A 23,942-nucleotide genomic window follows, 5' to 3' on the forward strand; every position below is an offset into this window, starting at 1 on the left:
TCTCTTCTTACCCTTATCGTTTAACGATGATCCCTATCTTAATTCAACTTCATCTTTTCCATCGACCTCTGTCAAAAAAAGCTGAATCTCTTCTTTAAGCGAAGTAGGAACATTTTTTCCCACATAATCAGGACGAATGGGGAGTTCCCGATGTCCTCGATCAATTAAAACAGCCAACTGAATCCGCTCAGGCCGGCCAAAATCCATCAGTTCATCAATTGCCGCTCGAATCGTTCTGCCTGAAAAAAGGACATCGTCCACCAAAATGATATTTTTCCCATTAAGATCAAACGAAATCTCTGTTTTTTGAACCTTGATTTCAGCCCCTTTTTGGTTAAGATCATCCCGATAAAGACTAATATCCAAGTACCCCATGGGAATTTTAATACCTTCAATTGTCGATAAATTTTTTTGAATCCGCTTGGCCAAATGTGTGCCACGCGTCTGAATTCCAATTAAAACCAAATTGGACAAGTCCTTATTTCGCTCTAAAATTTCATGAGAAATTCTCATCAGCGTTCGACTCAGCGTTTGAGCATCCATCAACTTTGATTTTTCCATGCCCACCTCTATAACCGTTAGTATTTAGTTATTTTCATAGTTGTCACCATAAACAATTTGTCCACCCGATGTGGATGAAAATGAGTCCATGGTCCACGGTCTACAGTCCATAGAAAATAAATAGTTCATTTAGAACTGTCGACCATTGACTGTCGACTGTGGACTCGTTTTGATAGCTATTTTTGGGCATAAAAAAAGCCCTCTTTTCAAGTACAAAGGGCTCGCTGTATTTAATGATTGAATCTCCTTTCCTAACCTCACAGGGCTAGAATTAAAAGGTTTTCTCTACTATAGATATCATCATCATGAATGTCAAACATTTTATATTTTTTGGGTTTAATTTTGTGGCGTCATGCCACGTTTTCACATATTCTAGAGGCTTATGAATGAGACTCAAAACTACTATCGATCCTTTTCAAAATTCCTCAAAGAGCAATTTGGGGTTCCGGTCTATAAAATCACATTAGACGCGGGGTTCACTTGCCCAAATCGAGATGGGAAGCTCGCAATAGGGGGTTGTACTTACTGCGATTTAGATGGCTCTGGCCCGGGGCAAGAAAGGGCCCTTTTAGGGATTCGTCAGCAGCTTGAAGACGGTAAACACTTCATGAAGAAACGCTTTGGCGCCGAGAAGTTTATCGCCTATTTTCAAGCTTACACAGGGACTTATACCGAACCGGATCAATTAAAAAAACTTCTAGACGAAGCATTGGCAGTTGAAGATATTGTCGGTTTAGATGTCGCCACACGGCCCGATTGTCTCCCCCCTCATATTGTAGGACTTCTCCAAGAATACAATCAAAAAACCTATTTCTGGTTGGAGTTGGGCCTTCAAACGACAAATGATGAAGTCCTGAAACGCGTGAATCGAGGGCATGACTCAGCATCCTTTGTAGAAGCTGCTCAATTCATGAAGCGCTTGGGATTCAGAATTTGCGCCCATATGATTTTTGGCCTTCCTGGCGATGACTGGGATCACATGGTTAGAAAAGCGACAAAGCTACTCACCGAACTCAATGTCGATGCCGTCAAGCTCCATCACTTACATATTTTGCGTGGTGCCCCCATGGAAAATCAGTGGAAAAAAGGGCTCATCTCAGTCCTTGAGTTGGATGAATACGCAAAACTCGTCGTAGATTTTCTTGAACGTGTTCCAGAGACCATGATCGTTCAGCGCCTGGCCGGAAGCTCTACTTCCGGAAAATTACTGGCTCCGTCCTGGACCCTTGAGAAAGCAAAAATTATTCAAACGATTGAAAAGGAATTTGAAAGAAGAGGGTCTCATCAAGGGAAGCTATCCTCCATCTTTGAAAGTAATCCCCACATCTAAAAGAAAATAAGGAGAAAAATCATGTTCAGAAAAATTAAAGAAAAGGTACAACAATTTAAAGAGATGCGTCGCCTCATGAAAGACGACCATTTTAAAGAAATGAGGAGTCACCCAAAAATGAAGGAGCTTTTAAAAGATCCTGAATTTAAGAAACTCTCTAAAACACAAGACATGGCAAAAATTGCGACTCATCCCAAATTTGCCTCCATCATGAAAGATCCTTCCCTCATGAAATTCATGAAAGAAATCAAACCGCCTGAAGAGTTAAAGCAAACGGAGGATTACAAAACACTCATGAATAATCCAAAAGTCAAAAGAATGATGAGCGATCCCCTTTTTCAAAAACTCGCAAGCTCGGGGAATGTTTCAAAAATTTTTACCCATCCCAAATTTGCATCGGTGATGAATGATCCAGAAATTGCAAAGCTGTTTTCAAAGATGAATGGATAAAGGGAAGACATACTTCTTCTTGGAAGGAATAGACTTTTCTTTCATCAGGAGTGAGAGAAACAACTTCATTAAGCTCGTCTCTTCAAATCCTGAGTCGAAAACACAAACTTGCGATCAAATTGAGGCTTATTAGACCTTCCCATATCCCGATTCATTTTAATATCGGTCGAGATTGCCTTGTCATTGTTCCCAAGTTCACTCTTGAGAAGGCTCAAAAAATCCTGCCCCGTCTCCTGCTGCGCCATACTCAGTTGAGAGAAAGTCAGCATGAAAGCAAACATCGTACTTATCACATACGCTTTCATTTTTCCTCTTCTTTCTCCCCCTCTTCCTTCACCTACGCTCGTTAATAGAGCATAGGCCATGCCCTATTAGCTTCTGATTGATTATAAATTCTTAACAGCTTGGTTATCAATGAGATACATATCATCTTAATTAGAGGATAAATATTATGGATGAACTCATTACCTCACATATTTGTGAATTAATGAGAGACTGTTCAACTTTGTTCATCGGTGTTCGGTCATCGGTCTTCGGTCTTCGATCTTCGAACACCTATCACCGATCACCTGTCTTTATTGACTGAAAACACATTGTTTTGAACATTTTGGAGAGGAAAGAATTTCATTGGCTATTCGATAAACTTCTTCCACTTCTAGTTTTTTCAAGCAGTCATGAGTCTGAATTCGGCATGTTGGAGCCATGCAAGGGGAACAGTCCAGATCCAGCCGAACGATCCGATGAGACGGCCCGAAAGGCCCATAAATCTTTGGATCGGTGGGACCAAAAATAGCAAGAACCCGCGTCTTGAGTGCAGCTGCTAAGTGCATGGGGCCTGAATCATGGGCAATTAAAAATTCCGCTCGTGTCAATAAAGCCCCCAACTCCATCAGCGAAAGTTCGCCTACTAAATTGGGCCATAACTTTTTTGGAAATACCTTTTCAAATTCATTCTGATCAGAAGAAGCGCCTGCGATGACAACTTGAATTTTATTTTTTTCCCTAAGCTCATGGGCAAGTTTAAGAAAGTTGATAAGCTCCCAACGTTTTAGAAAACTCGCAGCCCCTGGATGAATCACCACATATTTTGAGGCAACATCAACTCCATTTTTTACAAGAAGCGTATCCACTTTTTCACGATATTGTTCTACATCCGGAAGAATAAAATCGCAAGACCCTACAATGCCTATTCGTTTTAGATAAGAAAGATGACGAAGTGCCGCATGCTGGTCCATTTTCTTTCGAAAAAGAGGAGTTGAAAATTTGGGTTGAATCAAAAAAGGAAGTAAAGTTTGTTTTAAATCAATCACAAGGTCATAGCACTCATCCTTCAATTGAAGAATGAGTTTCAATTTTTCCTTCAAACCCGCATGTTTATCATAGAGAATGAGTCGCGTCATAGAGGGATGATGTTCAAAAATTTCCCGTGCTCGAGGCCCTACCATAACCGTCACTTCAGCCTTAGGAAAAAAGCGATGGACTAAATCAAGGGAGGGAGTTGTTAAAATTGCATCTCCAATGTTACTGAGGGATACAAAGAGAATTTTCTGAATTGTATAAGGATCAATTTTATTTTTCATTTTTACTTTGAACCTTGAACCTTGAACTTTGAACTATCTTTTCAGCTGCCTCAAAGACTTCTTCAACCGTAATGGTATCAATACATCTTTTCCATTCGCACTCCGGTAAAAAGCAAGGGACCTGGCATCCTTTATTCTTAAAAAGAATCGTCTTCTTCCCCTCTCCATAAGGCCCTGTAATTTTAGGATCCTGAGGGCCAAAAAGGGCGATGAGAGGGGCCTTTACCGCTTGGGCCAAATGGGTTGGACCTGAATCATTTCCAATATAAAGATCTGCATTTTTAAAAAGCGCCGCCAATTGTTTTAGATGAGTTCGGTCAATCGCTGAAACAAGAGGATAAGACGCCTCTTTTAAAATTGCTTCAAAAATAGCATGATCTTGAGAAACCCCCGTTAAAATAATCTTTGCCCCCCAAAGCTCCATCATTTTTTTAGCCAGTTTTCCAAACAAAATAGCTGACCATCGCTTGGGAGCCCAATTCCCTCCTGCATTCAAAACAATTTTTAAATCATCTTTTTTAATCCCTTTTTCCTTAAAAAATTTTTGAGCCCACGCTTCACTTTCTTGATCAATTTCAAGAACATATTGCGGCTTTTTAGAAATTGAAAAACCCATTCCTCGAAGAATTCCTAAATAATACTCAACCCGATGCATCGAATCGTAAGGGGGTGCATCAACAGCATGAGTCAAAAAGTGTTTTTTCCCTGGCATTTGATATCCAATACGCTGAGGAATCCTTGACAACAGAGAGATGAATCCCCGTGTTCTTGAACGAGAAAACAAAAAAACGGTATCAAAATTTCTTCGCCTCAATTCTAAAATTAATTTTATCTTTCCCCAAAACCCCTTATGAAAATTCTTTTCATCGAGCGGTAATACCTCATTGATATCAGGATTTCCCTCCAGAACCGGTCTGCAAGAGGGCCAAACAAGTGCTGTCAACGAACTTTGAGGATAACGAAGCCGAATTTCGTGAAGTGAGGGTGTGACAAAAAGAACATCTCCCATCCAGTTAGGTAAAATAAGCAAGATCCGTCCAGGTTCAACCATACATCAATCCTTCAAAAATTCTTTTAATTCATTCAAAACTTGATCAACGGTAATCAAACGAAGGCAATCGTGAGTTTTAATTTTACAGAGAGGATGATAGCAAGGAGAACAAGGAATTGAATGAGTCATCACTTTTACTTTTCCCGGCGGGGCATGTCGAGCAGGATCGGTAGGACCAAAAAGGCCAATCACCGAAACTCCTGATGCAGCTGCAACATGTAAAGGAGCCGAATCCCCGCTCACCACTGCAGAGCATCTTTTAAAAAGTTCTGACAATTCTAAAATATTGGTTTTACCGATGAGATCAATCGTGCGAATTTTTAAATTTTTTAATGAATCCCCTTCCAAAATATCTTCTTTTCCCCCTACAAAAACTGGAATCACTCTGGCTTCTTTAGACAGACGCTCTGCTAATTCTATATACCGATCTAAACCCCATTGTTTGGTGAGCCAACGTCCATTGGAAAAAGGGAAAAGGCCCACAAGCTTTTCATTAGGCTTAACGCCCTCGCCATCTAGAAATTCTCTGATTTTATCCTTTTCTTCCTGATTTGACCCAAGTTCAAGACGGGGGTCCGTGATTGAGACATTGATTAAATGAAGAAGTCGATTTTGACTTTCAATAGGTCTAATATTTTTTTGACAAGGAATTTTTTTTGTTAAAAGAATTCCCCTTCCCCCTCTTCCATATCCAATGCGGGTTTGAATCCTCGCTAAAAAAGCCAAAAAATGAGATTTCTTATTATTCTGAAGATCCACTGAAAAATCAAAACGCCTGAACCTCAATTCATGCACCATTCTAAAAAAGTTCTTCCAATCTCCCTTTTTATTTTTAAAAGGAATGATGCTGTCTAAATAAGGACAAGATTGAAAGAGCGGGGCATAAGCCTGATCTGTTAAAAGAGAAATTTGGGCATCAGGATAGGCCTTTCGTAAGGCTTTCAATGAAGGACTGATTAAGATTAAATCTCCAAGAGCACTCAGTTTTAGAACAAGAATTTTAGGTGATTTTAAAAGTTGATGATAAACCTCTAAGGTTTTATTGACCATAAGATTGAGAGTAAATTTTTCTTCCACTCTACGCCGAGCTGCTTCGACCCCTTTCAAAGTAAATTCTCGATCCCTCAAAAAATGAAGAATGCCGTTGGCCAAAGCATCAGAATCTCGAGGCGGGACTAACCTCCCATGAATTCCATCTTCAATAATATCGACAACTCCCCCAACCCGAGTGGCAACAACAGGAATACCTATTGCCTCGGCCTCAATCACTACACGCCCAAAGGCCTCAGGAGTTGTCGTTGCCAAAACAACAATATCCAAATCTTGAAGCACTTCAGTGATCTCAGGATTGGAAGGAAGAAATTCTATTGAAGACTGAAGACCCAAATGATTCTTTAGTTTGACCAGTTGCCTTTGATATTCTCCCCTTTTTAAAGGAGCTTCCCCAATAATGAGACCCTTTGCATTCGGAAATTCTTTCACGACCTTTCCCATCGCTTGAATAAAATCAATATGTCCCTTTAAAGGGGTGACCCGTCCTAAAATGCCGATGCGAGGAGCTTGGATGTTTAATTTCTTAGGGCAAAACTTGAAACGCGAGAGGTCGACTCCTCGATGAATCATTGAAATGCGGTCCGGGGCAACATGAAAATGATCGATCAAATGATCACGAATAGCTTGGGATACAGCAATGACACGCTCTCCCCAGCCCATCACACGACTCCCCCAATGAGGCCGATAATAGCCATGGGCCGTCGTGACAAACCTGCTTTGAGTTCCTTGTACAGCCCAATATCCAATCCAGGCAGGCACTCGAGATCGGGCATGGACGATATCTATCTTTTGATCTTGAATCAATTTCCGAACGATCTTCACCAATCTGAAAATAGAGACAATTGATTTTTTATGAACGGGAAGCTCGACATGCTTAACTCCAGCTCTCTCTAGGGCCTGAACCAGAGACCCCCCTCCACTCACGACCCAGGCTTCATGTCCTCTCAGAGCTAGTTCTCTGGCCATATCCAGAGTTCCAGTCTCAACTCCACCCATCTTCATTTCGGGAACCAGTTGAAGAATTTTCATATTTCCATCAATTTCAAAATAGCATTAACGGCTTGATCCGTTTCAACATTATTGACTTTACTCGGTTGACGATCATTCGCTAAAAAGGGCTCTAGAACATTCACAAAAGATGTTTCATCTCTCCGATATATTCTTCCCTCTTTTTCCATCACTTCTAACGTTTTTTCATATTTCAAAGGACGAAACCCTTTCTGAGAAAGACGAAGAGAAATCACAGGCCGTCCTGAATGAAGGGATTCCATCAACATGGAAAAACTGTCTTCCGTTACAAGAACGACATCCGATAAACCTAAAATCCCTGGAATAGGACTTTCGGGATTCTCCTTTGCCCACAAAAGATGAACACCGGGCTTTCCTCCTAAAATATCTTTGAACATTTTTCCTATTCCTTCAGGGGTTCTTCGAGAAGTGGCCAGCAAAATTTCTGCATTCTGTTTTTGGCTTGTTTTAAGAAGCTCTAAGGCAAAGGTCTTCATTTGATCCATCTTCATGTTTTGCCGTTTAGAATTTCCTCCAACAAGAATTCCAATCTTCTTTTGACTTGTTAAAGTGAATCGTTCTGAAAGAGTTTGAGCCGCCTCTTTAAGATCCTTTTCAGTAATCGGAGTCGGTATTCCTAAGAGACGCAAAACCCTCTTATTTTCCGAAGGATGGTCGTGAAAAGGCAAGATGGCAAGATCAAAAGATTTTTCAACGTTTAAAAACCCTGAGCGCATGATCACCACAGACTTTGCGCCATAATAAGATTTCAAAATAGTGGCCGCGGGAGCTGCGATAGAACCACAGCTCAAAATCAGCGAAGGGGACCTCAGCGAAAGAGCATTCAGTGAATTTTGTGAAAGGGCCCATTTTAAAATTCCCATTTTTAAAATTCTCGCCAAAATAGATAAGTAGACGATGAGCCGATGAAATTTTGAGCGATATTGAATCACCACCGACTGATGTTCCCAATCCTGAAGACCTTTTAAAATCCCCAGCAATTGATTAAAATGACCCGGCTTTCCATCATGAAGAAGAAGGATTTTTTTACGAATGGCAGACGCCTCATTAAGGGGACGAGTCTTCCACCGTCGATGAGGCCATAACCACTGTCCAGGATCCTCACGAATAAATTTCTCAAGATCCTGGGTGAATCGTTCAAGAGCTTTCTTCTCCTTTTCTTGAAGCGTCAGATTCTCTAGCCCTAGCGAAATATCTTTTCCGATATAAAGCCTGTATTCCAATCGATCAGAGGTACGCCTCAAAAATACAGGAAGAATGGGTACACCCGACTTTAATCCCAGACGGATAATTCCAGTCGGTGTCGACGCCAAACGCCCAAAAAATCGAACAAAAGAACCGCGCCTGCCACCGTCCTGGTCGATCAACGCCCCCACTGTTTGGCCATGTTCAAAGGCATCCACAATATGCCGAATCTGACCTTTACTAATCACATAAACATCATGGCGTGAACGGATCGAATGAAGCCATTCTTGAGCCATTTTACCCTTCACATCCCTGGCAATGACAGACTCCAGGAAACCCGCCCACCGGCCCAACCGAGCGAGAAGCTCCCAATGCCCGACATGCCCTGTCAAAAAAAGAATGGCCTTGCCCTGATTTCTGGCTTTTTCCAAATTCTCAAAGCCCTGATCTAAAACTTGATCCCTCAATTTAGCCGTTGATTTTCTGGAAAGAATCAAGGTTTCAAGCCCCAATAACACAAGATGCTGAAAGGCTTGGCGGGCAATTCGTTTAATCTGGGGCAAATGATATTCAGGAAAAGCGGCTTTTAAATTGAGAAGGGCAATTTGACGGTGTTTTTTATCTAAAAGATAAAAGAGACTTCCTAAAAATCGGCCCAAGAGCAAGGTAAAAGGAGAGGGGAGAAGGCCTATCAAAAAATTAAGGAGATGGAAAAAAAACATATTTCTACCCAAAGTACAGTCGTATTTTTCACTTTTAACTTTACACTTTACACTTTTAACTTGCTTTTAATAGTAGCAAATATCGTGTACAAAATGATTAAAGTCAGAGGCGCCCTTTACGATTTTGATTTCCACTCGGAGAAAAAGAATTTTAACCCCCTCAAAATGAACCGCTGGAATTCTAACAGCATCTTTTTCTGTCGTAATAACCGTATCGATTCCTTTTTCTCGTGCTCGCGTCAGCACTTCTCTTAATTCACGACGGCTATAGCGATGATGATCTCTAAACCTAAAGGAAAGATCAATCTGAGATCCTAAACGAATGAGGGTATCCTCAAAACCTTCTGGAATGGCAATGGCTGAAAGCGCACATATCTTTCGAGACGCTAAAAAACTTAAAGGAATTTTTTCTTCGGTATCAAAACGTGTTAAATATTTTGGATCATGAATGCATTCTAATATTTCAGAAGTGGGTGAAATATGACGAATCTCTTCTTTGAGGGCGGTGGTATCAGAAACTTTCTCTACTTTTGTTAAAAAAACAAAGTTGGCCCTGGATAACTCCTGAGAGGATTCTCTTAAAAGACCTCGAGGAAGGACATATCCATATCCAAAAGGGTTGGTTGAATCAATCAGCAAAATCTCATGAGTTTTATGAATAGGAAGATATTGAAAACCATCATCTAAAAGCAAAATATCGACTCCCAAATTTTTAATCGCAAATGAACCGGATCGGATACGGTTTTTAGCGACAAGAACGCAAACCCCATCTAAATTTCTGGCAAGCATGTAGGGCTCGTCTCCTGCTTCCTGGGCATTCATTCGAATCACTTTTCCATCTGAAACAATGGCAATATCGTTGGACAGGGGATTCTTTCGAAAAAATTTTCTTTTCTTTTTGTACCCACGACTTAAGACAGCAACTTTTCTCCCTCCCTGACTTAAAGACCGGGCCAACATCTCCACCACAGGAGTCTTTCCTGTCCCTCCAACAGTAATATTGCCAACACTAATCACAGGACATCCTAGAATGATTTTCCGAAAAAATCGATGTCGATACATCCAAAGGCGAAAACCAACGACAGCTCCATAGAGCTTAGAAAGGGTTAAAAGAACGGTTCTGACTGCATCCGCTTTTCTTCCCTTGGCTTCCCCTTTAATAATTCTAACTATCTTATCTTCAATACGTTGCATAAAATATCCTAATCATAAATAGGTCAAAAAACGGGAACAGGATAGCATTTTTCGGCATAAAAATCGATTTAAAATTTGGGAGGAGAAAAGTGTTTAGCTAACAGTTGAAGAATTTCAAATGTCAAATCTCAAATAACAAATGAAATCCAAAATCCAAATGGCCAACAAGTTCCCTTCAGTCATTTGATATTCATTTGAACTTTGGATTTTGACATTTGTCATTGATTTTTCATTCCTGTCTTTCACTATCAATCTTCATAAGAAGTTGAAGGGTTCGCTCAACTGCGCCCTGGTTGGCAGCCAGGATTTCTTTGGCCCGACTTCCTATCTTCTGTCGTTTGGAAGGCCAACGTAGTAGATCAGATAGAACCTCTTCTAAAGAAGATGCGTCTTGGACTTGAACTGCACCACCCCCTTCCACAAAACCAGCGGCCATATCTCGAAAATTTTCCATATGAGGACCAAAAACAATGGGTTTTCCACAGCGAGCGGGTTCTAAAAAATTCTGACCGCCTTTTCGGGTCAGACTTTTTCCCATAAAAACCACATCGGCGATCCAATAGAGTCTTTCTAATTCACCCACGGTATCCAACACCAATACCCTCTTAGAAGAAGAACCATTCTCTCCTTTTGTCCTCAAGTGAAAAGAAATTCTATTATCTTCTAAAATTTTGATCACCTCTAAGGATCTTTCTGGATGACGGGGAACTAAAATCAAATAAAGATGGGAAAATTCTTTCAACAAATTTTGGTAAATTTTGATTAAGAGGTTTTCTTCACCTGGATGAGTACTTCCACCAATCAAAATCAAAGACTCCGACGGAAATCCTAAACCCTGTCTCAGAGTGTCTCTTTGTGAAAGGGTCATTTCAACAAACTGATCTTTCTCATATTTTAGATTACCCACCACATGAAGATTTTGACCAGGAGCACCCAGTGTGAGCACTTTTTCTTTTTCTTTTAAGGTCGGAACCGTAATCAAAGAAAGGCGAGAGAAAAAATTCTTAACCAAAATTTTTGCCTTTTGATATCGGCGATAGGAGCGTAAAGACATCCTTACATTGATCAACGCAACAGGAATCTTCTTACGAAAAAGCTGCCATAGACAATTGGCCCAAAGCTCACTTTCAACCAAAATAAAAAGAGAGGGATGAATGACCCGAATGGCACGCCTCACTGAAAAATAAAAGTCTAATGGAAAATAAAGAACGGTAACTGAACCTTTAACATTTTCTCGAGCGACACGATTTCCTGTACGAGTAACGGTCGTTAAAACAAGATGATATTGAGGCATCGCGTTTTGGATTTGAGCCATCAAGGGTAAAACAGCTTTGACCTCTCCTACTGAAGCCGCATGAATCCAAAGGGTGTTAAGACCTTTCAATTTTTCTTCAGGCTCACGTCCATAGAACCCCAGACGCATGACAAGACCCTCACGCCACTTGTCTGAACGAATCAACTTATATAAAAAATAAGGACTGGCCAGAACGAAGCCCAGCATAAAAAGTGCATTGTATAAGAGAATCATTCTGATGCCCCTCCCTAAGAAAACAGTAAGTAGTAGGTAGTAAATACTATTTACTGTCTTTTGGATATTCTCCAATAAAATCTCTCATGAGGCCATATTCCCACATGGTTTCGACGCTGGCGACAGCGGCCCGCAATTCTACCGCAATCAATGGAATGCCTGCCAGAGAAATAATGATATCGGCATTGATCACCAGCCCTTTGTCCAAAACTCGATCCAATAAATCTACGAGCGTCGCTCGACCTTGACGTGTTGGTTCCATCTGTCGCTTCGCTCCTTTTCTTAGATATCAGAAATCAGATGTCAGATGTCAGAAAATTAGTAAGGTACCTTAGTTTTTCTGTCTTCTGTCTTCACACAAATGAATAAGGCGGCCAAGGTCCTGTGAAACGAACGTCAAAACCTTGGATTTTCCCGATCTTTTCCAGTTCTTTCCCGAGAAGCACCCCTTCGTCTTTCTCTTGCAGGCAGGAGAGATTCATGATCATTTGTTTGGGTGGATTCTCTCGTCTGACTTTTTCAACATGTATTTCTCCAACACAATTTCGGATACGCTGATAAAAATCCTTAAAATAAACATTGGCCGCCTCTTCCAATCGCTTCTTAATGATTTCAGCGAGTTTTCTTTCCAAAAGATAAGCGACCCCTTTGGGTTTGGACTGGATTTCTTTCTCCAGATCCTGAATTTCTTTGTCACTGCGTTTAATTTTAGGAAGAATCCCCGCAGGATCCCATATCACCTGTACTCCATACTCCGCTTTATTTTTTAGGCGCTTCAATTTTCCACGAAGCTCTTCAGATTCTCTTTCGATCCAAGCCTTAAGATTTTCACTCGCAGTCTTTCCATCCATTGACTTGATCATCATTCCAAAACCAAATGGCAGAACAGTCTCATAACGCTCCCAGGCGATATCCACCACATTTTGATGAATCAAGAGCCAGTCCGCGAGAACTTTTTGATCCTCAGACTTAAGGGATTTCGGTTCGCATTCCTCAACAACTGCAATGAGGCCTCGATGGGAAAAGGCCTCGACAGGCTGTCCTCCAAGACCCCGAAGTTCCAGAGGCTCTTCCTGATTCCCTTGGGCGAGGCAATAGATATAGAGACCTTTATCGGTCATCATTTTTCGCTCCCAAATCCTGAACTGGATTCTGGATTTCCTTATTTGTTTGGCAAGACCGGGCGATTCCACAAGGATCCGTTAAGCCCTGAACCATTGAATCTACCAAATCATCCAATCCTTCACGAACTGATCGGACCGCCTCCTCTACCCCTTGCTCTTCTTTCAAATGCTCAATCGCCTTATCCAACTCCATGAGGGTAACTCCAAGCCGATTGATTTCGTCTTCAGTAAGTTGCCCCCCTTCCATTCTTTTAAGGGCTTGAATCCTTAAGGTGTCTCGAATCACCTCCACAATGGCTAAAACCAAGCCGAAGAGACCTTGTTTTAAATCTTTATCGTTAATTTCGAGTTTCATGATGAGGTTAACTTACGTATCTTTCTTTCCAAACCGTCTATTAATTTCCTCTCGAATTTGTTTTATTCGACCCCCGAATATTTTGCTGTTCTGAGCCTTTTGAAAGAAGGAATCAAAGCCCGGAATCACCTTGCCAACCTTCTTCAAAATTTCGTCTGCGCCATCGTCTTTGTCTTTCTTATTCTCTTCCAACATAAATACCTCCTTTTTGAACTTCTACATTTTTTGTTCTGGAACCGGATGCGCCACCCTCATATCCGAGGGAAAGGCCAAACCCCATTTTGCCGCTGTTTCAAACGAGGCCAAGGCGGCCCGAATCTTAATGGAAAGAAGTTCCACATCGCAAAGTAAAATCACAATATCCGCGTTGATCACAAGCCCCTTATCCAGGATGCGTTCCACCACATCGGCCAATGAGTCTCCCTTTGTCGCGTGAGTGAATGGCATTTATGCCTCCTCAGGTCCAAAACCGGTGACATTGAACCCTTCATCCAGCGAAATCACATAATGGTTTTTATCAAAAATGGTCGGGTGACCCAATTTTTTCAGGTACTCGTTTTCTTCGGTCACTTCAATCGTTCCTTCCCATCCCATATCCGACTTCGCCAATTTCAAAACACGAATGGAGGCCGGATCTTTACCCAGCTCTTCCTGAACGAATCCCGTGACCTTTGCCTTCGCCTCATGAATGTCAGACATGGAAACCTCCTTCTCTTAAAACCTTATAATTCTTCATCATTTGACTCTTCCCCCTCTTCTTCGACGGGTTCCTGACTCCTTTTGTCTATCTCATCCAGAACCCCCAAAATCTCCTTTTCCTTTAAATTATATTCTTCCTCCCCTATTTCACCCATATCCAATTTCGCTTGGAGCAAGAGAAGACGTTCCATCACTTTCTCCCTGCTGCCGTATAACTCATTCTCAGCCATATCCTTAATCTTCTTTCCCAGCCAAATCACCAAGTCATCGAAGAGAAACATGATTTTAAGACCTTTCTATAAGCTCTGCCTTTGATTTAGGTTTGCCGCCTTCTTCCTCCAATTGAATCACAATCTCAACAAAGTTAAAGGGCGGAATAGGCCCCACATACTTAAACTGAATCTGGGAACCGTACCTGACTTCTAGGTCGTTCACGACCTCATCAAAAGAGGCCTGTTTTTCATCCTCTACAAGAAAGGCCACATTCATAATGTTTACATCCCCCAAAACATTTTGTTTTTTGTGTTGAACAGCCCAAGGGGCAAGTTCGTGGATCAGCGTTTCGGCCGTTTTAATGTTCTTCTCCTCCAAGGCCTCTTTCACCACATGCCCCACATCAATCAGAGCGGTGTGCCTTTCCTGTAAAGCCATTTTCATAACCTTCTCTTTAGCAGCTATCACCTTTTCGTTTTCCTGACTTAATTTAGAGAAAACCTCATCCAGATTTTTCCATCTTGCCCGGAGGCCCAGCTCACTTTTGCCCTGAATCTTTGCAAAAGTCTCCTGAAATTCCTTCACCTTCTCCTGCCGCTTTAAAACCTGCCGGACAATCTGATCCTTCGTCTCGGCGAGGGTGCAAAATTTCACGGGGAGCACCGGCTGAATCTGCATTACCTTTTCATTGACCAACTGATGAGCCATTAAAAAATCCCGCGTCAGGTGATATTTCTTCAGGGGCTCTTCTGAGACCACAGCCGCAAAATCCCCGTGGGCCACGACTTCGATCGGACTCGTGCCGTGAATCCCCTGAGCTTCAATCCCACCACCTGTTGTTGGCACTTTGGGCCTGTCCAACTTCGTTAGACCTGCCTCCGGCAGAACAACAGGTGGTGGGACAATCGTCAGAGGTCCCTTATTTTCAATCACGCAATACACCCAAAATCCCATCTTTTCCATAACATCAGCTCCTTCATTAACCACTGCCCCATAAATGGGGCGACTACATCACGATTCACTACCTGCCCCATAAATGGGGCGACTACAATGGCCTGCTACTTGTAGTCGCCCGATTTATCGGGCAATCCATGCTACGCAGCTATTCATTCCAATGTAATTGCAGGGTTACAAAACTAAATGGGGCCATGGGTCCCACAGATTTCACTTCCACCCTGTCCCGAAATTCATCAGCCAATGTTTCGGCTGATTTATCGAATTCCTTGAGCCAATCCTTACCAATTAAAAAGGCTTCATGAAGGACAAGCTCATCAGCCCCAGATTCCATCGCCTTAAAACCCTTTGCTAATTTTTTAAACGGCACGAGATAGCTTTCTCCCTCCGCTACCTTTTTTTTCTCCAACGCAGCAGCTACAAGTTCTCCCGCGTGAATGAGGTCCCTGCGGGTTTGAGGCGGCTTACCTGATTTCAAGTCTCGAATCTTCCGATTCTCCTCGGAAATTTCTTCATAAATTTTCTTCATGTCTTTCCACCGAATTTTAATATCCATCTCGACCTTCCCTTCCATATCTCTCAAAAGGTCCATCAACTCCTTTGAATTTCTTTCTAAAAAAGAAATAATTTCATCGGAGGTCTCAGCCATTGTACAGAAACGCATCGGAAGAATATTGTACAATTCCATCACCTTCTCGATCACCTTCATATGAGCCGTCAGATTTTCCTTTGAGAGAATGTAATGATCCATGGAGGCATTGCTCACAACGGCCGCCAGGCCCCCAGAACCAATGGTCATCACCTCATCCTCCTCGCCTCCAATCCCAATAGGGCCAAAATTCTCAGCCCCATTGCTGGAAATAATACCATAAATATATTTTCCTACATGCTTCATAACCTAACCCTTTCCATTGGTCTGAAACAAATCCACCTTCCAGGACTGACGACCTCCCTGACAATAGTCTAGCAGCAGTTCATACGCCTCATGAATTTTTTGGAATTCCTGATTGTCCAACTCGGGGTGAATGTCCGGATGAAATTCCCGTGATTTCTCTTTATAGGCGTGTTTCACCGTTTCCAAATTTTGATCGCCTTCCAAACCTAACACCTCCTTTGCCCGGCGGATCTCTCGCTCCTCAAATTCCTTGACCAGAATCATAGAAAAACTATAAGGCGGTAAAGGTCCAATACAACGAAAATTAAATTTCCCCTCAAATCTCTGATCCAAATCCTCGACGGCTTTGGAAAATTGATCTTCTTGATCATGCTTCAGCAAAAAAGAGGCGTTCAAAACCATGTCATCATTCATCACATCATGTGGGGCGCTCTCTTGACTCACTTTCTTTAAGGCAAACAGGATCTCGTCAGCCCATTGATTCGCATATTCCTTTAATTTTGCCGCTAGGTTCATCCCCAAAGCGATCTTTTCATCCTTTTCTCTCTCAGGCGAAAGTGCATGAATCGCTTTTATCCGACTTTCAATTTCTGGATCGCCCTCAGCCATTCCTTTGAGAACCTCCCTGGAGTCCCAAGTGGCCACGACATCCATCTCGACACGATCCTTCATCTTCGAAATCCACTCCTCAAGACGCCGCTCGTTTTGTAAAAGGAGCTCACGTACTTCTTCTCTATCCCTTAGGACAGTCCCAAATTTGCACGGGAGAATAAATTGGCTCTTCATAATCATCTCCAGCGTTTCCTGATGCGTTAATAAGGTTTTGACCAATCTTTCTTTGCTCAAAAGTCCGAAATCTTCCTGGGGTGCAGGTCCAATCACGGCAGCAATATTTCGACTGGGTAGAGCTTCAACCTTTCCCCTTCCCAGATCCGCTGTTTCAAAACCGATGGCGCCAAAATTCTTCACCGCGTTCGATTCAATAATCCCGTAAAGATAAGAACGCATACCTTAACCTCCTAACCCTCTCACTTTTTAGCCTTCGCAGCGATTCGAATCGCCTCTTGGAAATGTTCTTTCTTCACTATAAATTTCTCCGCCAATCCATTGGACTTATCTTGATACTCTTCAATGAATTCCCGAATCGCCAAGGTCACCGCCTGCCGGCAAATGGCTGCAATATCGGCCCCATTGGCCCCTTCGCTTTCTCGAGCAAGCTCTTCCTTGTCCACCCTTTTTTCCACGGGGGTTCCCTTCAAATGAATCTGAAATATCCCCTCTCGCGCTTTAAGATCCGGAGGACCCAGCATAATGATATGATCAAATCTGCCCGGCCGGATCAGGGCCGGGTCAATCAAATCCACTCGATTGGTCGCACCCAAGATAATCACGCCCCGAAGCTCCTCCATCCCATCTAACTCTGTTAAAAACTGACTAATGGTCCGACCCATGACCCCGGCATCCCCATCGCCCGATCCCCTCCTGGGGGCAATGGAGTCCATCTCATCAAAAAAGAGAACACAGGGGGCCGCAGACCTTGCCTTTTTAAAAATCTCTCGAATGCCTTTCTCTGTCTCCCCCACATACTTCGAAACCAATTCTGGACCTTTAATCGAAATAAAATTGACCTCAGACTCCGTTGCCAACGCCTTTGCGAGTAAAGTTTTCCCTGTTCCCGGAGCGCCGGCCAAGAGAACCCCTTTATTTGGTTTAAGATTGGCCTTCTCGAAAACCTTCGCATAATGAAGGGGCCACTCTGCTCCCTCGATAAGCACCTTTTTCACAGCTTCAAGCCCTCCAATATCCGACCAACGTACATTGGGAGTCTCTAGTGAGACCTCACGAATTGCGGAGGGCTCCACCTCATTCAATGCCTGCATAAAGTGCTCTTGCGTCACCTCCATAGACTCGATCACCTCAAAGGGAAGGTCCTCGATGCTCATTCCTCTTTTTTCCAAAACCTGTCTCAGGCAACTCATCGCCGCCTCCCTGGCCAATGCCTCCAAATCAGCCCCCACATAGCCATGGGTGATATCCGCTATCCTCTCCAAACTCACATCTTCTGCCAGGGGCATTCCACGGGTATGAATTTCAAGTATTTTGAGCCGCCCATTGCGATCCGGAATTCCAATCGTAATCTCGCGATCAAACCGGCCGGGGCGCCTGAGTGCAGGATCCAAAAGATCCGGCATATTGGTGGCCCCAATCACAATCAGCTCGCCCCGTGATTTCAAACCATCCAAAAGAGACAAAAGCGTGGCGACAATCCTCTTCTCTACTTCCCCCTGGACATTCGCCCTCTTGGGGGCCACCGAATCAATTTCATCAATGAAGACAATCGCTGGAGCATTGTTTCTAGCTTCCTCAAATATACTTCTTAAATGAGCCTCACTCTCTCCATAAAATTTGTGCACAATCTCTGGACCGTTGACAGTATAGAAATTGGCCTCCGATTCGTGAGCCACCGCCCGGGCAATCAATGTCTTTCCTGTACCGGGAGGTCCATAAAGAAGAACCCCCTTCGGGGGATCAATTCCCAATCGCTCAAACACCTCAGGATGCTTGAGAGGCAGTTCTACCATCTCTCGAATGCGCTGAATCTCCTTAGTCAAACCGCCAATGTCCTCGTAAGAAACTCCGGGACGAGCCTTTTCTTCACCCTTGGCAGCCTCTCCTTCAATTTTAATTTGCGTTGAAGATGTGACGAGAAGAGGACCGTCAGGAGCGGTATTAACCACTTCAAAATCTCGAGTCCTGGATCCGAAAAGAGTCGTGCGAACCCGGTCTCCCTTAATGACAGGCAGCCCCTCCAGAAGACGACCTACATAAGGATCGGATGCGCTTAGCGCACCCTGCTTTGAGGGACTGAGTGTTGTTTTGAGCCATAAGGTTCTCGCAAATTCTGCGGTTGTAGCGTGAATTAAAACCTTTTCATCTAAACTGACCCCCGCATTTTCACGGGTGATTCCATCCATTTGAATACAATGCTTTCCCCGATACTCCTCGTAAGTCGGCGCCAGCTTCGCTACCGTCTTATGCTTTCCTTCAATACAGATGATATCGCCAACATCGCAGCCCAACTTTTCCATGTCTGCTGGATCAAGACGGGCAATCCCACGGCCTACATCTCTCACCAAGGCTTCTACCACACGAAAAGTGAGGGAGTTTGTAGAGTGAACTTGTTCCTTTTTTACGATGCTACTCATCATTCACCTCGTTTCCAAAACCCAGATTAAACATCAGAATAAAAATAGCGCGTCAAGGATGAAGCTTTTGCTTCAAGCCTTGAGCCTCGAGCCTATTTTCATAGTTGAGGTTCGGAAAAGACCGCTTTTTCATTTGACCTTCTTCTTAAGCTTCAACTCCAACATTCCATTTTTGTAACTCATCTGAGCACCCTCTGATTCCACCGATGTTTTAAGCAAAATCTCTTTGCTGTACTTACGCTTTCCTGTCGTGGACAAACTCACCACATCCCCATGAACCTCGTAGTGGATCTCGTTCTCGCTTACCCCCGGCAGCTCAGAAACAATTTGCACCGTATCACCATCCTCAAAGACATCCACAATAGGCTCTCGGGCCTCTTCCACCACAGGCCCTTTTGGGGTTTTTTTAATATTGCCAAAGGCCTCAACTACGGGTTTTGTCGTTCCACCGGCCCCTGCCATGGTCCGAACGGTGAAGCCAAACACCCCCTTCATATCCTTCTGGCCAGGCACTGTAAATTCACCCTCCTTTTGGATGACACCTCCCTCTTCCTTAATCTTGTCAGCAAGCTCAATTAAATTCCCCAATCCTTGAAATAACCCGCCGAAAAGACCTCCGGATTTAAATTCGAAGGGAAATTTAACCTCTTCATCTGACTTATCTTTTTTCTTTTCTTTTTTCATATCCTTTCCTCCCGTAACTACTCAGGTTGTTTAGGCTGTAGGCTGTTAGTTTCCATTTCAAACGCTCCAGAGCTTTATGTGATCGCGCAGGCTAACAGCCTACAGCCTATAGTCTATCTCAATACGCCAGACTCATCTTCTTCACCCGACTGCCATTCTCTCGCAATTCCTTTTGTTCAATTTTTTTGTGAGGTCGCCTGCCTGAAAGCTTTCGATACTGGCTCTCAGTCCCCAGGATATCCGCATCAATCCCTTTCATAATCTCCTTGGCTTCGTGCAACTGATGCGTCAAGGTGTTGATTTTACTGAGTAAACTCTGCCGCCTGACTGTGAGAATATAAAGCCGATTGACCTGTTGAACTGTTCCCGTATTCTTAAGAGTAATGGTTCGAATATCTGAAGACCCTCGACTATTTGAAGATCTCTTCAGTAATTTCATTTGCACTGGCATGGCCCTCCTTTTTTACCCCCACACCAAACCCAGAAACGGCCGAAGAACCTTATCATGCGCCCGTCACCCGGTTAAGATCCCAAAATTTCCACCGAACCTCTGCCGGGTTTGGTGTGGGGGTTTATTTTCCTTTCTGTTTTTTCCCGTTTGAACCAAACTGATGAATCGCCTCCTCCACCACTTCTTTGACCTTGGCCGAAGTTGTCTTGCTTCCGATTCTTGAAGTCTCTGAACAAAGAACATCCAAACAAATCTGCTTAAAAATAGGATCGTTCGGATCAAGAGAAATCCCCTTCCTATAATCCTGAACGGTTTTGGCGATCATGATACAGCCTCGAATGGTGGGTGCGAATTCATACTGGCCATGCTCCCTTAAATACCGCACGATCTTTACAATCTTTAAGGCAACTTCCTTGGGAAGTCCTGATCTTCTTGCCGTAATCGCGCATTCCGTCTCTTCATCGAAGGGCTCCAGATCCAATGTAACCATCCGGTCCCGGAGCGCATCTTGAGAGCGGTGAACGCCCGCGTATTCCTCCGGATTAGAAGTAAAAATGGCCCGAAAATTTGGATGAACCTTAATGCAACTCTCTCCATCGTCTCTACCCCCTCCTGGAAGATCCAAAATTCCCTCCTGAAGCACCGAAAGAAGAACATTATTGGCCTCAGGTCTTGAACGGGTAAATTCATCATAAATCAACGTATAACCATTTTCTACAGCGACCGTCAGACGGTTATCCACCCATCGCTTGGAAGAATCCTCTTCAACCTTCAAGACAGAAGCGATAAAATTATCTCGAAGCTTTCTCACATGATAACCCGTCTGGGCACCCACCAGCTCGTTCGTGGTCAATTGTTCATCCCCATGGACCATAATCACTGGCCTTTCTAAAAGCTCGGCAACACGCAGGGCCGACGTTGTTTTCCCCGTCCCCGAAATTCCTCTAAAATGGACAGGGAAACCTGCATTCAAATAGTGAAGGGCCCTCTCTTGAATCCCTTTAACGAAGGGCGTCTCCACAAAATCCGCCCCCGCCTTCGGTTGCAAAATTGTAATCTCACTGGTTTGCATTTTATTTCCTCCTAAAGTGACCCCAACCCAGGCAGGCATTACGAATGTTCTGGATGTTGAACCCAACTCCACCTCCACGGTAATAACGGTAGGTGCGACAGGGGGTGATCAGGTAGTCTCGTTCTTGAATTACTTTACGCATTTTAAACCTCAGGGACGACCAAGCCCCCCGGCGTACACCGGGGGGCGTAATCTTCCACGAAATTTCATTATTTATTTATGCTTCTTGTTAGTCGTTTTTGGCGCAGCCTTCTCAGCCATATTATTCACACTCGCATCGAAGTGTCGCCTCTTCTCTGCCATCGTCTTTGCAACTTTCTGAAATGCCTGATGGCCAGCCTTGCATTCCTGATGAAATGCCCTATTCTCCTTTCGGAATCCCTGACACAATTTACCGACATTGTCGGTCAGGTCACCCACAAAAGTTCCTAAATCCGCATACAACTCTCTTGCCATTGCCTTGCGATCTTTCCTTGTGTGATCTAGAAACTTATGAGCATCATCCGTTATTCTATTGACCTCTGCGACATTATGCCCAAGAAAATTAATACGGTCATTGAATGACGCAACGAAACTTTCCGCTAAGTTCGTCATATCCGCAGCGAATCCCATGATATTCATCTCCTTTCTTAATCAGGATAAACTTCGTATCCTGTAATCGCCTCTATCCCCTCTTTCCCTGATGACTTCTCGTCCTCCCCGTCGTTTCGGCCTGGATAAGTCAAATGTTCAACATCGGCCAAAGCGGCGGTCCCAAGCCTAAGCTTACAACCTAAATCATCAAGGGTCTTTTTGAATTCCCTTAAGGTCAGCTCATCCTTTCTCTGAAAAAGATACTGCATCTTCTCCCCAATCAAAGTCTGTTCTTCTTGAAAACACTTTAGACTCACTCTTGTCTGGGCAATGGAATCTTGAACCGCCTTTTCCAAAGAAAGGATGTCTCGGAAAATTCCCTCCTCAACCACTCTCTTCAACTGATCCGCCAACTCCCTTTGCCTTTTTAGAAAAGAATGTAAAGTCAGCTTAATCTCTTTCTCTCTAGCCCATTGATGAGCCAAAAGGGGCATCGTGAGTACATCAAAATCCTTTTTCCTAAGCGATTCGACTCTGGACAACGTTTCTCTTAAATTTTCCCGAACCATTTGATTGGCAACATGACACTGATCAAACGTGTCGAGACTTTTTTCGATAATCTCCTGTACGGCACAAATTCTCTCATCGTAACCCCTGATTACATCCCCTGTAATTCTTTTAATCTCTTCCGTCTCCATAGCGCTCATGAAAACTCCTCCATTCTCACTTGAAAAGCCTGGTTTGGCGAACTCAAGCTCACTTTGAATCATCCGCTAAACTCGTGTTTGAGGTCAGTCCGACAAACCATTTCCCTCGTATCCCGAGGGATGCCTTTTCCTTATGCAGGCTGAGCCGCCGTCTGTGTAAGACCAATCGCTTCAGCATACTTGAGATACGTCTCAACACCTGCGCATACGACGCGGGCTTCCACGCTCAAGAACTCAATTCCTACCAATGAGATCCTGGCCCACGCATCGATCACGATTCCCTTATCCAGAATACGATCGACAACCTCTGCTAATGAAGAACTCGCCATTGACTTTTGAACTGCCATTTGACACCTTCCTTTCTTCTTTTGACCTCTTCCAAGCGTCGGAAGTAATACAGCAATATGCGTACCAAAAATTTAGATGTCATCGTAAAAGCTATAAGCACGTGATGATCTCACTATAGCAATAATAATAAGCAAAACAGGGTTTTCAAGGATTTTAGAACTGGAAAAATCGGCATTGAGTTCCCTCATTCAGGAATTAAATCCTGATTTCTGGGGATAAAAGCGTAGGGGTATTTTCTGGGTTTAGTTCACGCGGGATTGAGTCTCTTAGCGATAAAATCTTGTACAAACAGGCAAGAAATAGAAATCAAAAATCAAAATGCAAATATCAAAATGACAAATCAAAATTTAAAATGTATCTTCTCAAGGGTTTTTCGTTCACGAGACGGAGATACTCTAGCCCCTTGGGTATTCATTCAAGGAACAACAGCATAGGTATCATTTTTGATATTTGCATTGTCATTTTGATCTTTGATTTTTGATTTTTGATTTCTATGGGTTTATTTGATTCTGGCTTGTCCAGGTTAGGGCTAAGTCTTTTATTGACCCTCCCACATGACTTTAAGCAGAAAGATCGTATCTTTTCTCAAATTGGCTTTAGCCCACACCTTCTGTTTTTCATCCAGCAGTTCACCCATGCCGGAGAGGATGTGCCTTTCCCCCAATTTTTCCAAAAGGTCGATACATTTCTGCAAAAAATTCTTGAATGACATACCGGCTCTGGTTTCGACAATCGCTTTGTTGATGGGCCAATTTTTCTCCAAAAAATGCCAAGTGTCATAAATGTCACGATTCGTTTTACCCATTCGTTCAACCATCGCCACCAGCTTGTGCGCCGCCATGTCCTCCCGTGTCATAACCTTCATGGAAATACCCAGATAGGCCTTCACTTCATACCTTGATCCGAATTCCCTTCGGTTGATTTCCACCTTGATATTCTGAGCACCCAGGACTTTATTATCATAGGAAAGGACATAAA

At 43.2% G+C, this 23,942-nt stretch carries 28 protein-coding genes; 2 read left to right on the top strand and 26 right to left on the bottom strand.

The features are described 5' to 3' along the window. Positions 1-33 precede the first annotated feature (33 nt). Entirely contained in the window at positions 34-561 is a 528-nt protein-coding gene (pyrR, locus tag HYS07_08615) for a bifunctional pyr operon transcriptional regulator/uracil phosphoribosyltransferase PyrR (GenBank protein ID MBI1871238.1), read from the bottom strand. A gap of 382 nt (positions 562-943) precedes the next feature. On the opposite strand from pyrR, the gene HYS07_08620 reads away from it, so the two are divergent. Together HYS07_08620 and HYS07_08625 are read left to right on the top strand one after the other, a co-directional pair. Continuing rightward, positions 944-1,891, top strand: a complete 948-nt coding sequence (locus HYS07_08620; protein ID MBI1871239.1) for a TIGR01212 family radical SAM protein — start codon at positions 944-946, stop codon at positions 1,889-1,891. A gap of 21 nt (positions 1,892-1,912) precedes the next feature. After that, positions 1,913-2,341 (top strand): hypothetical protein, encoded by a 429-nt coding sequence (locus HYS07_08625; protein ID MBI1871240.1) that lies wholly within the window; start codon positions 1,913-1,915, stop codon positions 2,339-2,341. 68 nt (positions 2,342-2,409) lie between these two features. On the opposite strand, the gene HYS07_08630 is transcribed toward HYS07_08625, so the two are convergent. The 25 genes from HYS07_08630 to HYS07_08750 form a co-directional block, all read right to left on the bottom strand. Further along, positions 2,410-2,706 (bottom strand): hypothetical protein, encoded by a 297-nt coding sequence (locus HYS07_08630; GenBank protein MBI1871241.1) that lies wholly within the window; start codon positions 2,704-2,706, stop codon positions 2,410-2,412. 210 nt (positions 2,707-2,916) lie between these two features. Continuing rightward, positions 2,917-3,921, bottom strand: a complete 1,005-nt coding sequence (locus HYS07_08635; GenBank protein ID MBI1871242.1) for a glycosyltransferase family 9 protein — start codon at positions 3,919-3,921, stop codon at positions 2,917-2,919. Next, positions 3,911-4,972: a lipopolysaccharide heptosyltransferase II gene (gene waaF, locus HYS07_08640; GenBank protein ID MBI1871243.1), complete on the bottom strand. Its 1,062-nt coding sequence runs from the start codon at positions 4,970-4,972 to the stop codon at positions 3,911-3,913. The genes HYS07_08635 and waaF (HYS07_08640) overlap by 11 nt, the downstream gene beginning before the upstream one ends. Before the next feature lie 3 nt (positions 4,973-4,975). Continuing rightward, positions 4,976-7,054, bottom strand: a complete 2,079-nt coding sequence (gene waaF / locus HYS07_08645) for a lipopolysaccharide heptosyltransferase II (GenBank protein ID MBI1871244.1) — start codon at positions 7,052-7,054, stop codon at positions 4,976-4,978. Then, positions 7,051-8,961, bottom strand: coding sequence for a mitochondrial fission ELM1 family protein (locus tag HYS07_08650; protein ID MBI1871245.1), 1,911 nt, complete (start codon positions 8,959-8,961; stop codon positions 7,051-7,053). Before HYS07_08650 ends, waaF (HYS07_08645) begins: the two co-directional genes overlap by 4 nt. 66 nt (positions 8,962-9,027) lie before the next feature. Beyond that, positions 9,028-10,155 (bottom strand): tetraacyldisaccharide 4'-kinase, encoded by a 1,128-nt coding sequence (gene lpxK, locus HYS07_08655; protein MBI1871246.1) that lies wholly within the window; start codon positions 10,153-10,155, stop codon positions 9,028-9,030. A 229-nt stretch (positions 10,156-10,384) separates the two neighbouring features. Then, complete coding sequence (locus HYS07_08660; protein MBI1871247.1) at positions 10,385-11,683, bottom strand: 3-deoxy-D-manno-octulosonic acid transferase; 1,299 nt, start codon at positions 11,681-11,683, stop codon at positions 10,385-10,387. A gap of 46 nt (positions 11,684-11,729) precedes the next feature. Next, the gene (locus tag HYS07_08665; protein ID MBI1871248.1) at positions 11,730-11,945 is read right to left on the bottom strand and encodes a gas vesicle protein; all 216 of its coding nucleotides are present in this window, start codon (positions 11,943-11,945) and stop codon (positions 11,730-11,732) included. Positions 11,946-12,036: 91 nt separating this feature from the next. Continuing rightward, the gene (locus tag HYS07_08670) at positions 12,037-12,807 is read right to left on the bottom strand and encodes a GvpL/GvpF family gas vesicle protein (protein MBI1871249.1); all 771 of its coding nucleotides are present in this window, start codon (positions 12,805-12,807) and stop codon (positions 12,037-12,039) included. Next, positions 12,794-13,162: a gas vesicle protein K gene (locus HYS07_08675; protein ID MBI1871250.1), complete on the bottom strand. Its 369-nt coding sequence runs from the start codon at positions 13,160-13,162 to the stop codon at positions 12,794-12,796. Before HYS07_08675 ends, HYS07_08670 begins: the two co-directional genes overlap by 14 nt. A gap of 12 nt (positions 13,163-13,174) precedes the next feature. After that, complete coding sequence (locus HYS07_08680) at positions 13,175-13,357, bottom strand: hypothetical protein (protein MBI1871251.1); 183 nt, start codon at positions 13,355-13,357, stop codon at positions 13,175-13,177. Positions 13,358-13,378: 21 nt separating this feature from the next. Beyond that, positions 13,379-13,609 carry a gas vesicle protein gene (locus HYS07_08685; protein MBI1871252.1) on the bottom strand — a complete coding sequence of 77 codons (231 nt, stop codon included), beginning with the start codon at positions 13,607-13,609 and terminating at the stop codon, positions 13,379-13,381. Next, positions 13,610-13,861 carry a hypothetical protein gene (locus HYS07_08690; protein ID MBI1871253.1) on the bottom strand — a complete coding sequence of 84 codons (252 nt, stop codon included), beginning with the start codon at positions 13,859-13,861 and terminating at the stop codon, positions 13,610-13,612. A 23-nt stretch (positions 13,862-13,884) separates the two neighbouring features. Next, positions 13,885-14,142: a gas vesicle protein GvpG gene (locus HYS07_08695; protein ID MBI1871254.1), complete on the bottom strand. Its 258-nt coding sequence runs from the start codon at positions 14,140-14,142 to the stop codon at positions 13,885-13,887. Between the two features lie 4 nt (positions 14,143-14,146). Further along, the gene (locus HYS07_08700) at positions 14,147-15,037 is read right to left on the bottom strand and encodes a GvpL/GvpF family gas vesicle protein (GenBank protein MBI1871255.1); all 891 of its coding nucleotides are present in this window, start codon (positions 15,035-15,037) and stop codon (positions 14,147-14,149) included. 139 nt (positions 15,038-15,176) lie between these two features. Continuing rightward, complete coding sequence (locus tag HYS07_08705; GenBank protein ID MBI1871256.1) at positions 15,177-15,923, bottom strand: GvpL/GvpF family gas vesicle protein; 747 nt, start codon at positions 15,921-15,923, stop codon at positions 15,177-15,179. Positions 15,924-15,926: 3 nt separating this feature from the next. Beyond that, positions 15,927-16,931 (bottom strand): GvpL/GvpF family gas vesicle protein, encoded by a 1,005-nt coding sequence (locus tag HYS07_08710; protein MBI1871257.1) that lies wholly within the window; start codon positions 16,929-16,931, stop codon positions 15,927-15,929. Positions 16,932-16,951: 20 nt separating this feature from the next. After that, positions 16,952-19,129: a CDC48 family AAA ATPase gene (locus HYS07_08715; GenBank protein ID MBI1871258.1), complete on the bottom strand. Its 2,178-nt coding sequence runs from the start codon at positions 19,127-19,129 to the stop codon at positions 16,952-16,954. Between the two features lie 129 nt (positions 19,130-19,258). Then, entirely contained in the window at positions 19,259-19,813 is a 555-nt protein-coding gene (locus HYS07_08720; GenBank protein ID MBI1871259.1) for an Hsp20/alpha crystallin family protein, read from the bottom strand. A gap of 118 nt (positions 19,814-19,931) precedes the next feature. Further along, on the bottom strand, positions 19,932-20,264 hold the full coding sequence (locus tag HYS07_08725; protein MBI1871260.1) for a hypothetical protein: 333 nt from the start codon (positions 20,262-20,264) through the stop codon (positions 19,932-19,934). A gap of 121 nt (positions 20,265-20,385) precedes the next feature. Then, complete coding sequence (gene gvpN, locus HYS07_08730; protein ID MBI1871261.1) at positions 20,386-21,336, bottom strand: gas vesicle protein GvpN; 951 nt, start codon at positions 21,334-21,336, stop codon at positions 20,386-20,388. A gap of 213 nt (positions 21,337-21,549) precedes the next feature. Beyond that, entirely contained in the window at positions 21,550-21,948 is a 399-nt protein-coding gene (locus HYS07_08735) for a hypothetical protein (GenBank protein MBI1871262.1), read from the bottom strand. 17 nt (positions 21,949-21,965) lie between these two features. Then, the gene (locus HYS07_08740) at positions 21,966-22,679 is read right to left on the bottom strand and encodes a hypothetical protein (protein ID MBI1871263.1); all 714 of its coding nucleotides are present in this window, start codon (positions 22,677-22,679) and stop codon (positions 21,966-21,968) included. A gap of 68 nt (positions 22,680-22,747) precedes the next feature. After that, the gene (gene gvpA, locus HYS07_08745) at positions 22,748-22,963 is read right to left on the bottom strand and encodes a gas vesicle structural protein GvpA (GenBank protein ID MBI1871264.1); all 216 of its coding nucleotides are present in this window, start codon (positions 22,961-22,963) and stop codon (positions 22,748-22,750) included. Between the two features lie 539 nt (positions 22,964-23,502). Further along, positions 23,503-23,942, bottom strand: a 440-nt coding sequence (locus HYS07_08750) for a nucleotidyl transferase AbiEii/AbiGii toxin family protein (protein MBI1871265.1), incomplete at its 5' end; no start/stop codon positions are given.

It is taken from the genome of Chlamydiota bacterium (genome assembly GCA_016178055.1).
In the GTDB taxonomy this organism is placed as follows: domain Bacteria; phylum Auribacterota; class JACPWU01; order JACPWU01; family JACPWU01; genus JACOUC01.

What these genes read in the sequence shown, in the direction of transcription:
- pyrR (MBI1871238.1), bottom strand. Translation starts at nt 561, where the DNA reads ATGGAAAAATCAAAGTTGATGGATGCTCAAACGCTGAGTCGAACGCTG.
- HYS07_08620 (MBI1871239.1), top strand. Translation starts at nt 944, where the DNA reads ATGAATGAGACTCAAAACTACTATCGATCCTTTTCAAAATTCCTCAAA.
- HYS07_08625 (MBI1871240.1), top strand. Translation starts at nt 1,913, where the DNA reads ATGTTCAGAAAAATTAAAGAAAAGGTACAACAATTTAAAGAGATGCGT.
- HYS07_08630 (MBI1871241.1), bottom strand. Translation starts at nt 2,706, where the DNA reads ATGGCCTATGCTCTATTAACGAGCGTAGGTGAAGGAAGAGGGGGAGAA.
- HYS07_08635 (MBI1871242.1), bottom strand. Translation starts at nt 3,921, where the DNA reads ATGAAAAATAAAATTGATCCTTATACAATTCAGAAAATTCTCTTTGTA.
- waaF (MBI1871243.1), bottom strand. Translation starts at nt 4,972, where the DNA reads ATGGTTGAACCTGGACGGATCTTGCTTATTTTACCTAACTGGATGGGA.
- waaF (MBI1871244.1), bottom strand. Translation starts at nt 7,054, where the DNA reads ATGAAAATTCTTCAACTGGTTCCCGAAATGAAGATGGGTGGAGTTGAG.
- HYS07_08650 (MBI1871245.1), bottom strand. Translation starts at nt 8,961, where the DNA reads ATGTTTTTTTTCCATCTCCTTAATTTTTTGATAGGCCTTCTCCCCTCT.
- lpxK (MBI1871246.1), bottom strand. Translation starts at nt 10,155, where the DNA reads ATGCAACGTATTGAAGATAAGATAGTTAGAATTATTAAAGGGGAAGCC.
- HYS07_08660 (MBI1871247.1), bottom strand. Translation starts at nt 11,683, where the DNA reads ATGATTCTCTTATACAATGCACTTTTTATGCTGGGCTTCGTTCTGGCC.
- HYS07_08665 (MBI1871248.1), bottom strand. Translation starts at nt 11,945, where the DNA reads ATGGAACCAACACGTCAAGGTCGAGCGACGCTCGTAGATTTATTGGAT.
- HYS07_08670 (MBI1871249.1), bottom strand. Translation starts at nt 12,807, where the DNA reads ATGATGACCGATAAAGGTCTCTATATCTATTGCCTCGCCCAAGGGAAT.
- HYS07_08675 (MBI1871250.1), bottom strand. Translation starts at nt 13,162, where the DNA reads ATGAAACTCGAAATTAACGATAAAGATTTAAAACAAGGTCTCTTCGGC.
- HYS07_08680 (MBI1871251.1), bottom strand. Translation starts at nt 13,357, where the DNA reads ATGTTGGAAGAGAATAAGAAAGACAAAGACGATGGCGCAGACGAAATT.
- HYS07_08685 (MBI1871252.1), bottom strand. Translation starts at nt 13,609, where the DNA reads ATGCCATTCACTCACGCGACAAAGGGAGACTCATTGGCCGATGTGGTG.
- HYS07_08690 (MBI1871253.1), bottom strand. Translation starts at nt 13,861, where the DNA reads ATGTCTGACATTCATGAGGCGAAGGCAAAGGTCACGGGATTCGTTCAG.
- HYS07_08695 (MBI1871254.1), bottom strand. Translation starts at nt 14,142, where the DNA reads ATGTTTCTCTTCGATGACTTGGTGATTTGGCTGGGAAAGAAGATTAAG.
- HYS07_08700 (MBI1871255.1), bottom strand. Translation starts at nt 15,037, where the DNA reads ATGGAAAAGATGGGATTTTGGGTGTATTGCGTGATTGAAAATAAGGGA.
- HYS07_08705 (MBI1871256.1), bottom strand. Translation starts at nt 15,923, where the DNA reads ATGAAGCATGTAGGAAAATATATTTATGGTATTATTTCCAGCAATGGG.
- HYS07_08710 (MBI1871257.1), bottom strand. Translation starts at nt 16,931, where the DNA reads ATGCGTTCTTATCTTTACGGGATTATTGAATCGAACGCGGTGAAGAAT.
- HYS07_08715 (MBI1871258.1), bottom strand. Translation starts at nt 19,129, where the DNA reads ATGAGTAGCATCGTAAAAAAGGAACAAGTTCACTCTACAAACTCCCTC.
- HYS07_08720 (MBI1871259.1), bottom strand. Translation starts at nt 19,813, where the DNA reads ATGAAAAAAGAAAAGAAAAAAGATAAGTCAGATGAAGAGGTTAAATTT.
- HYS07_08725 (MBI1871260.1), bottom strand. Translation starts at nt 20,264, where the DNA reads ATGCCAGTGCAAATGAAATTACTGAAGAGATCTTCAAATAGTCGAGGG.
- gvpN (MBI1871261.1), bottom strand. Translation starts at nt 21,336, where the DNA reads ATGCAAACCAGTGAGATTACAATTTTGCAACCGAAGGCGGGGGCGGAT.
- HYS07_08735 (MBI1871262.1), bottom strand. Translation starts at nt 21,948, where the DNA reads ATGGGATTCGCTGCGGATATGACGAACTTAGCGGAAAGTTTCGTTGCG.
- HYS07_08740 (MBI1871263.1), bottom strand. Translation starts at nt 22,679, where the DNA reads ATGATTCAAAGTGAGCTTGAGTTCGCCAAACCAGGCTTTTCAAGTGAG.
- gvpA (MBI1871264.1), bottom strand. Translation starts at nt 22,963, where the DNA reads ATGGCAGTTCAAAAGTCAATGGCGAGTTCTTCATTAGCAGAGGTTGTC.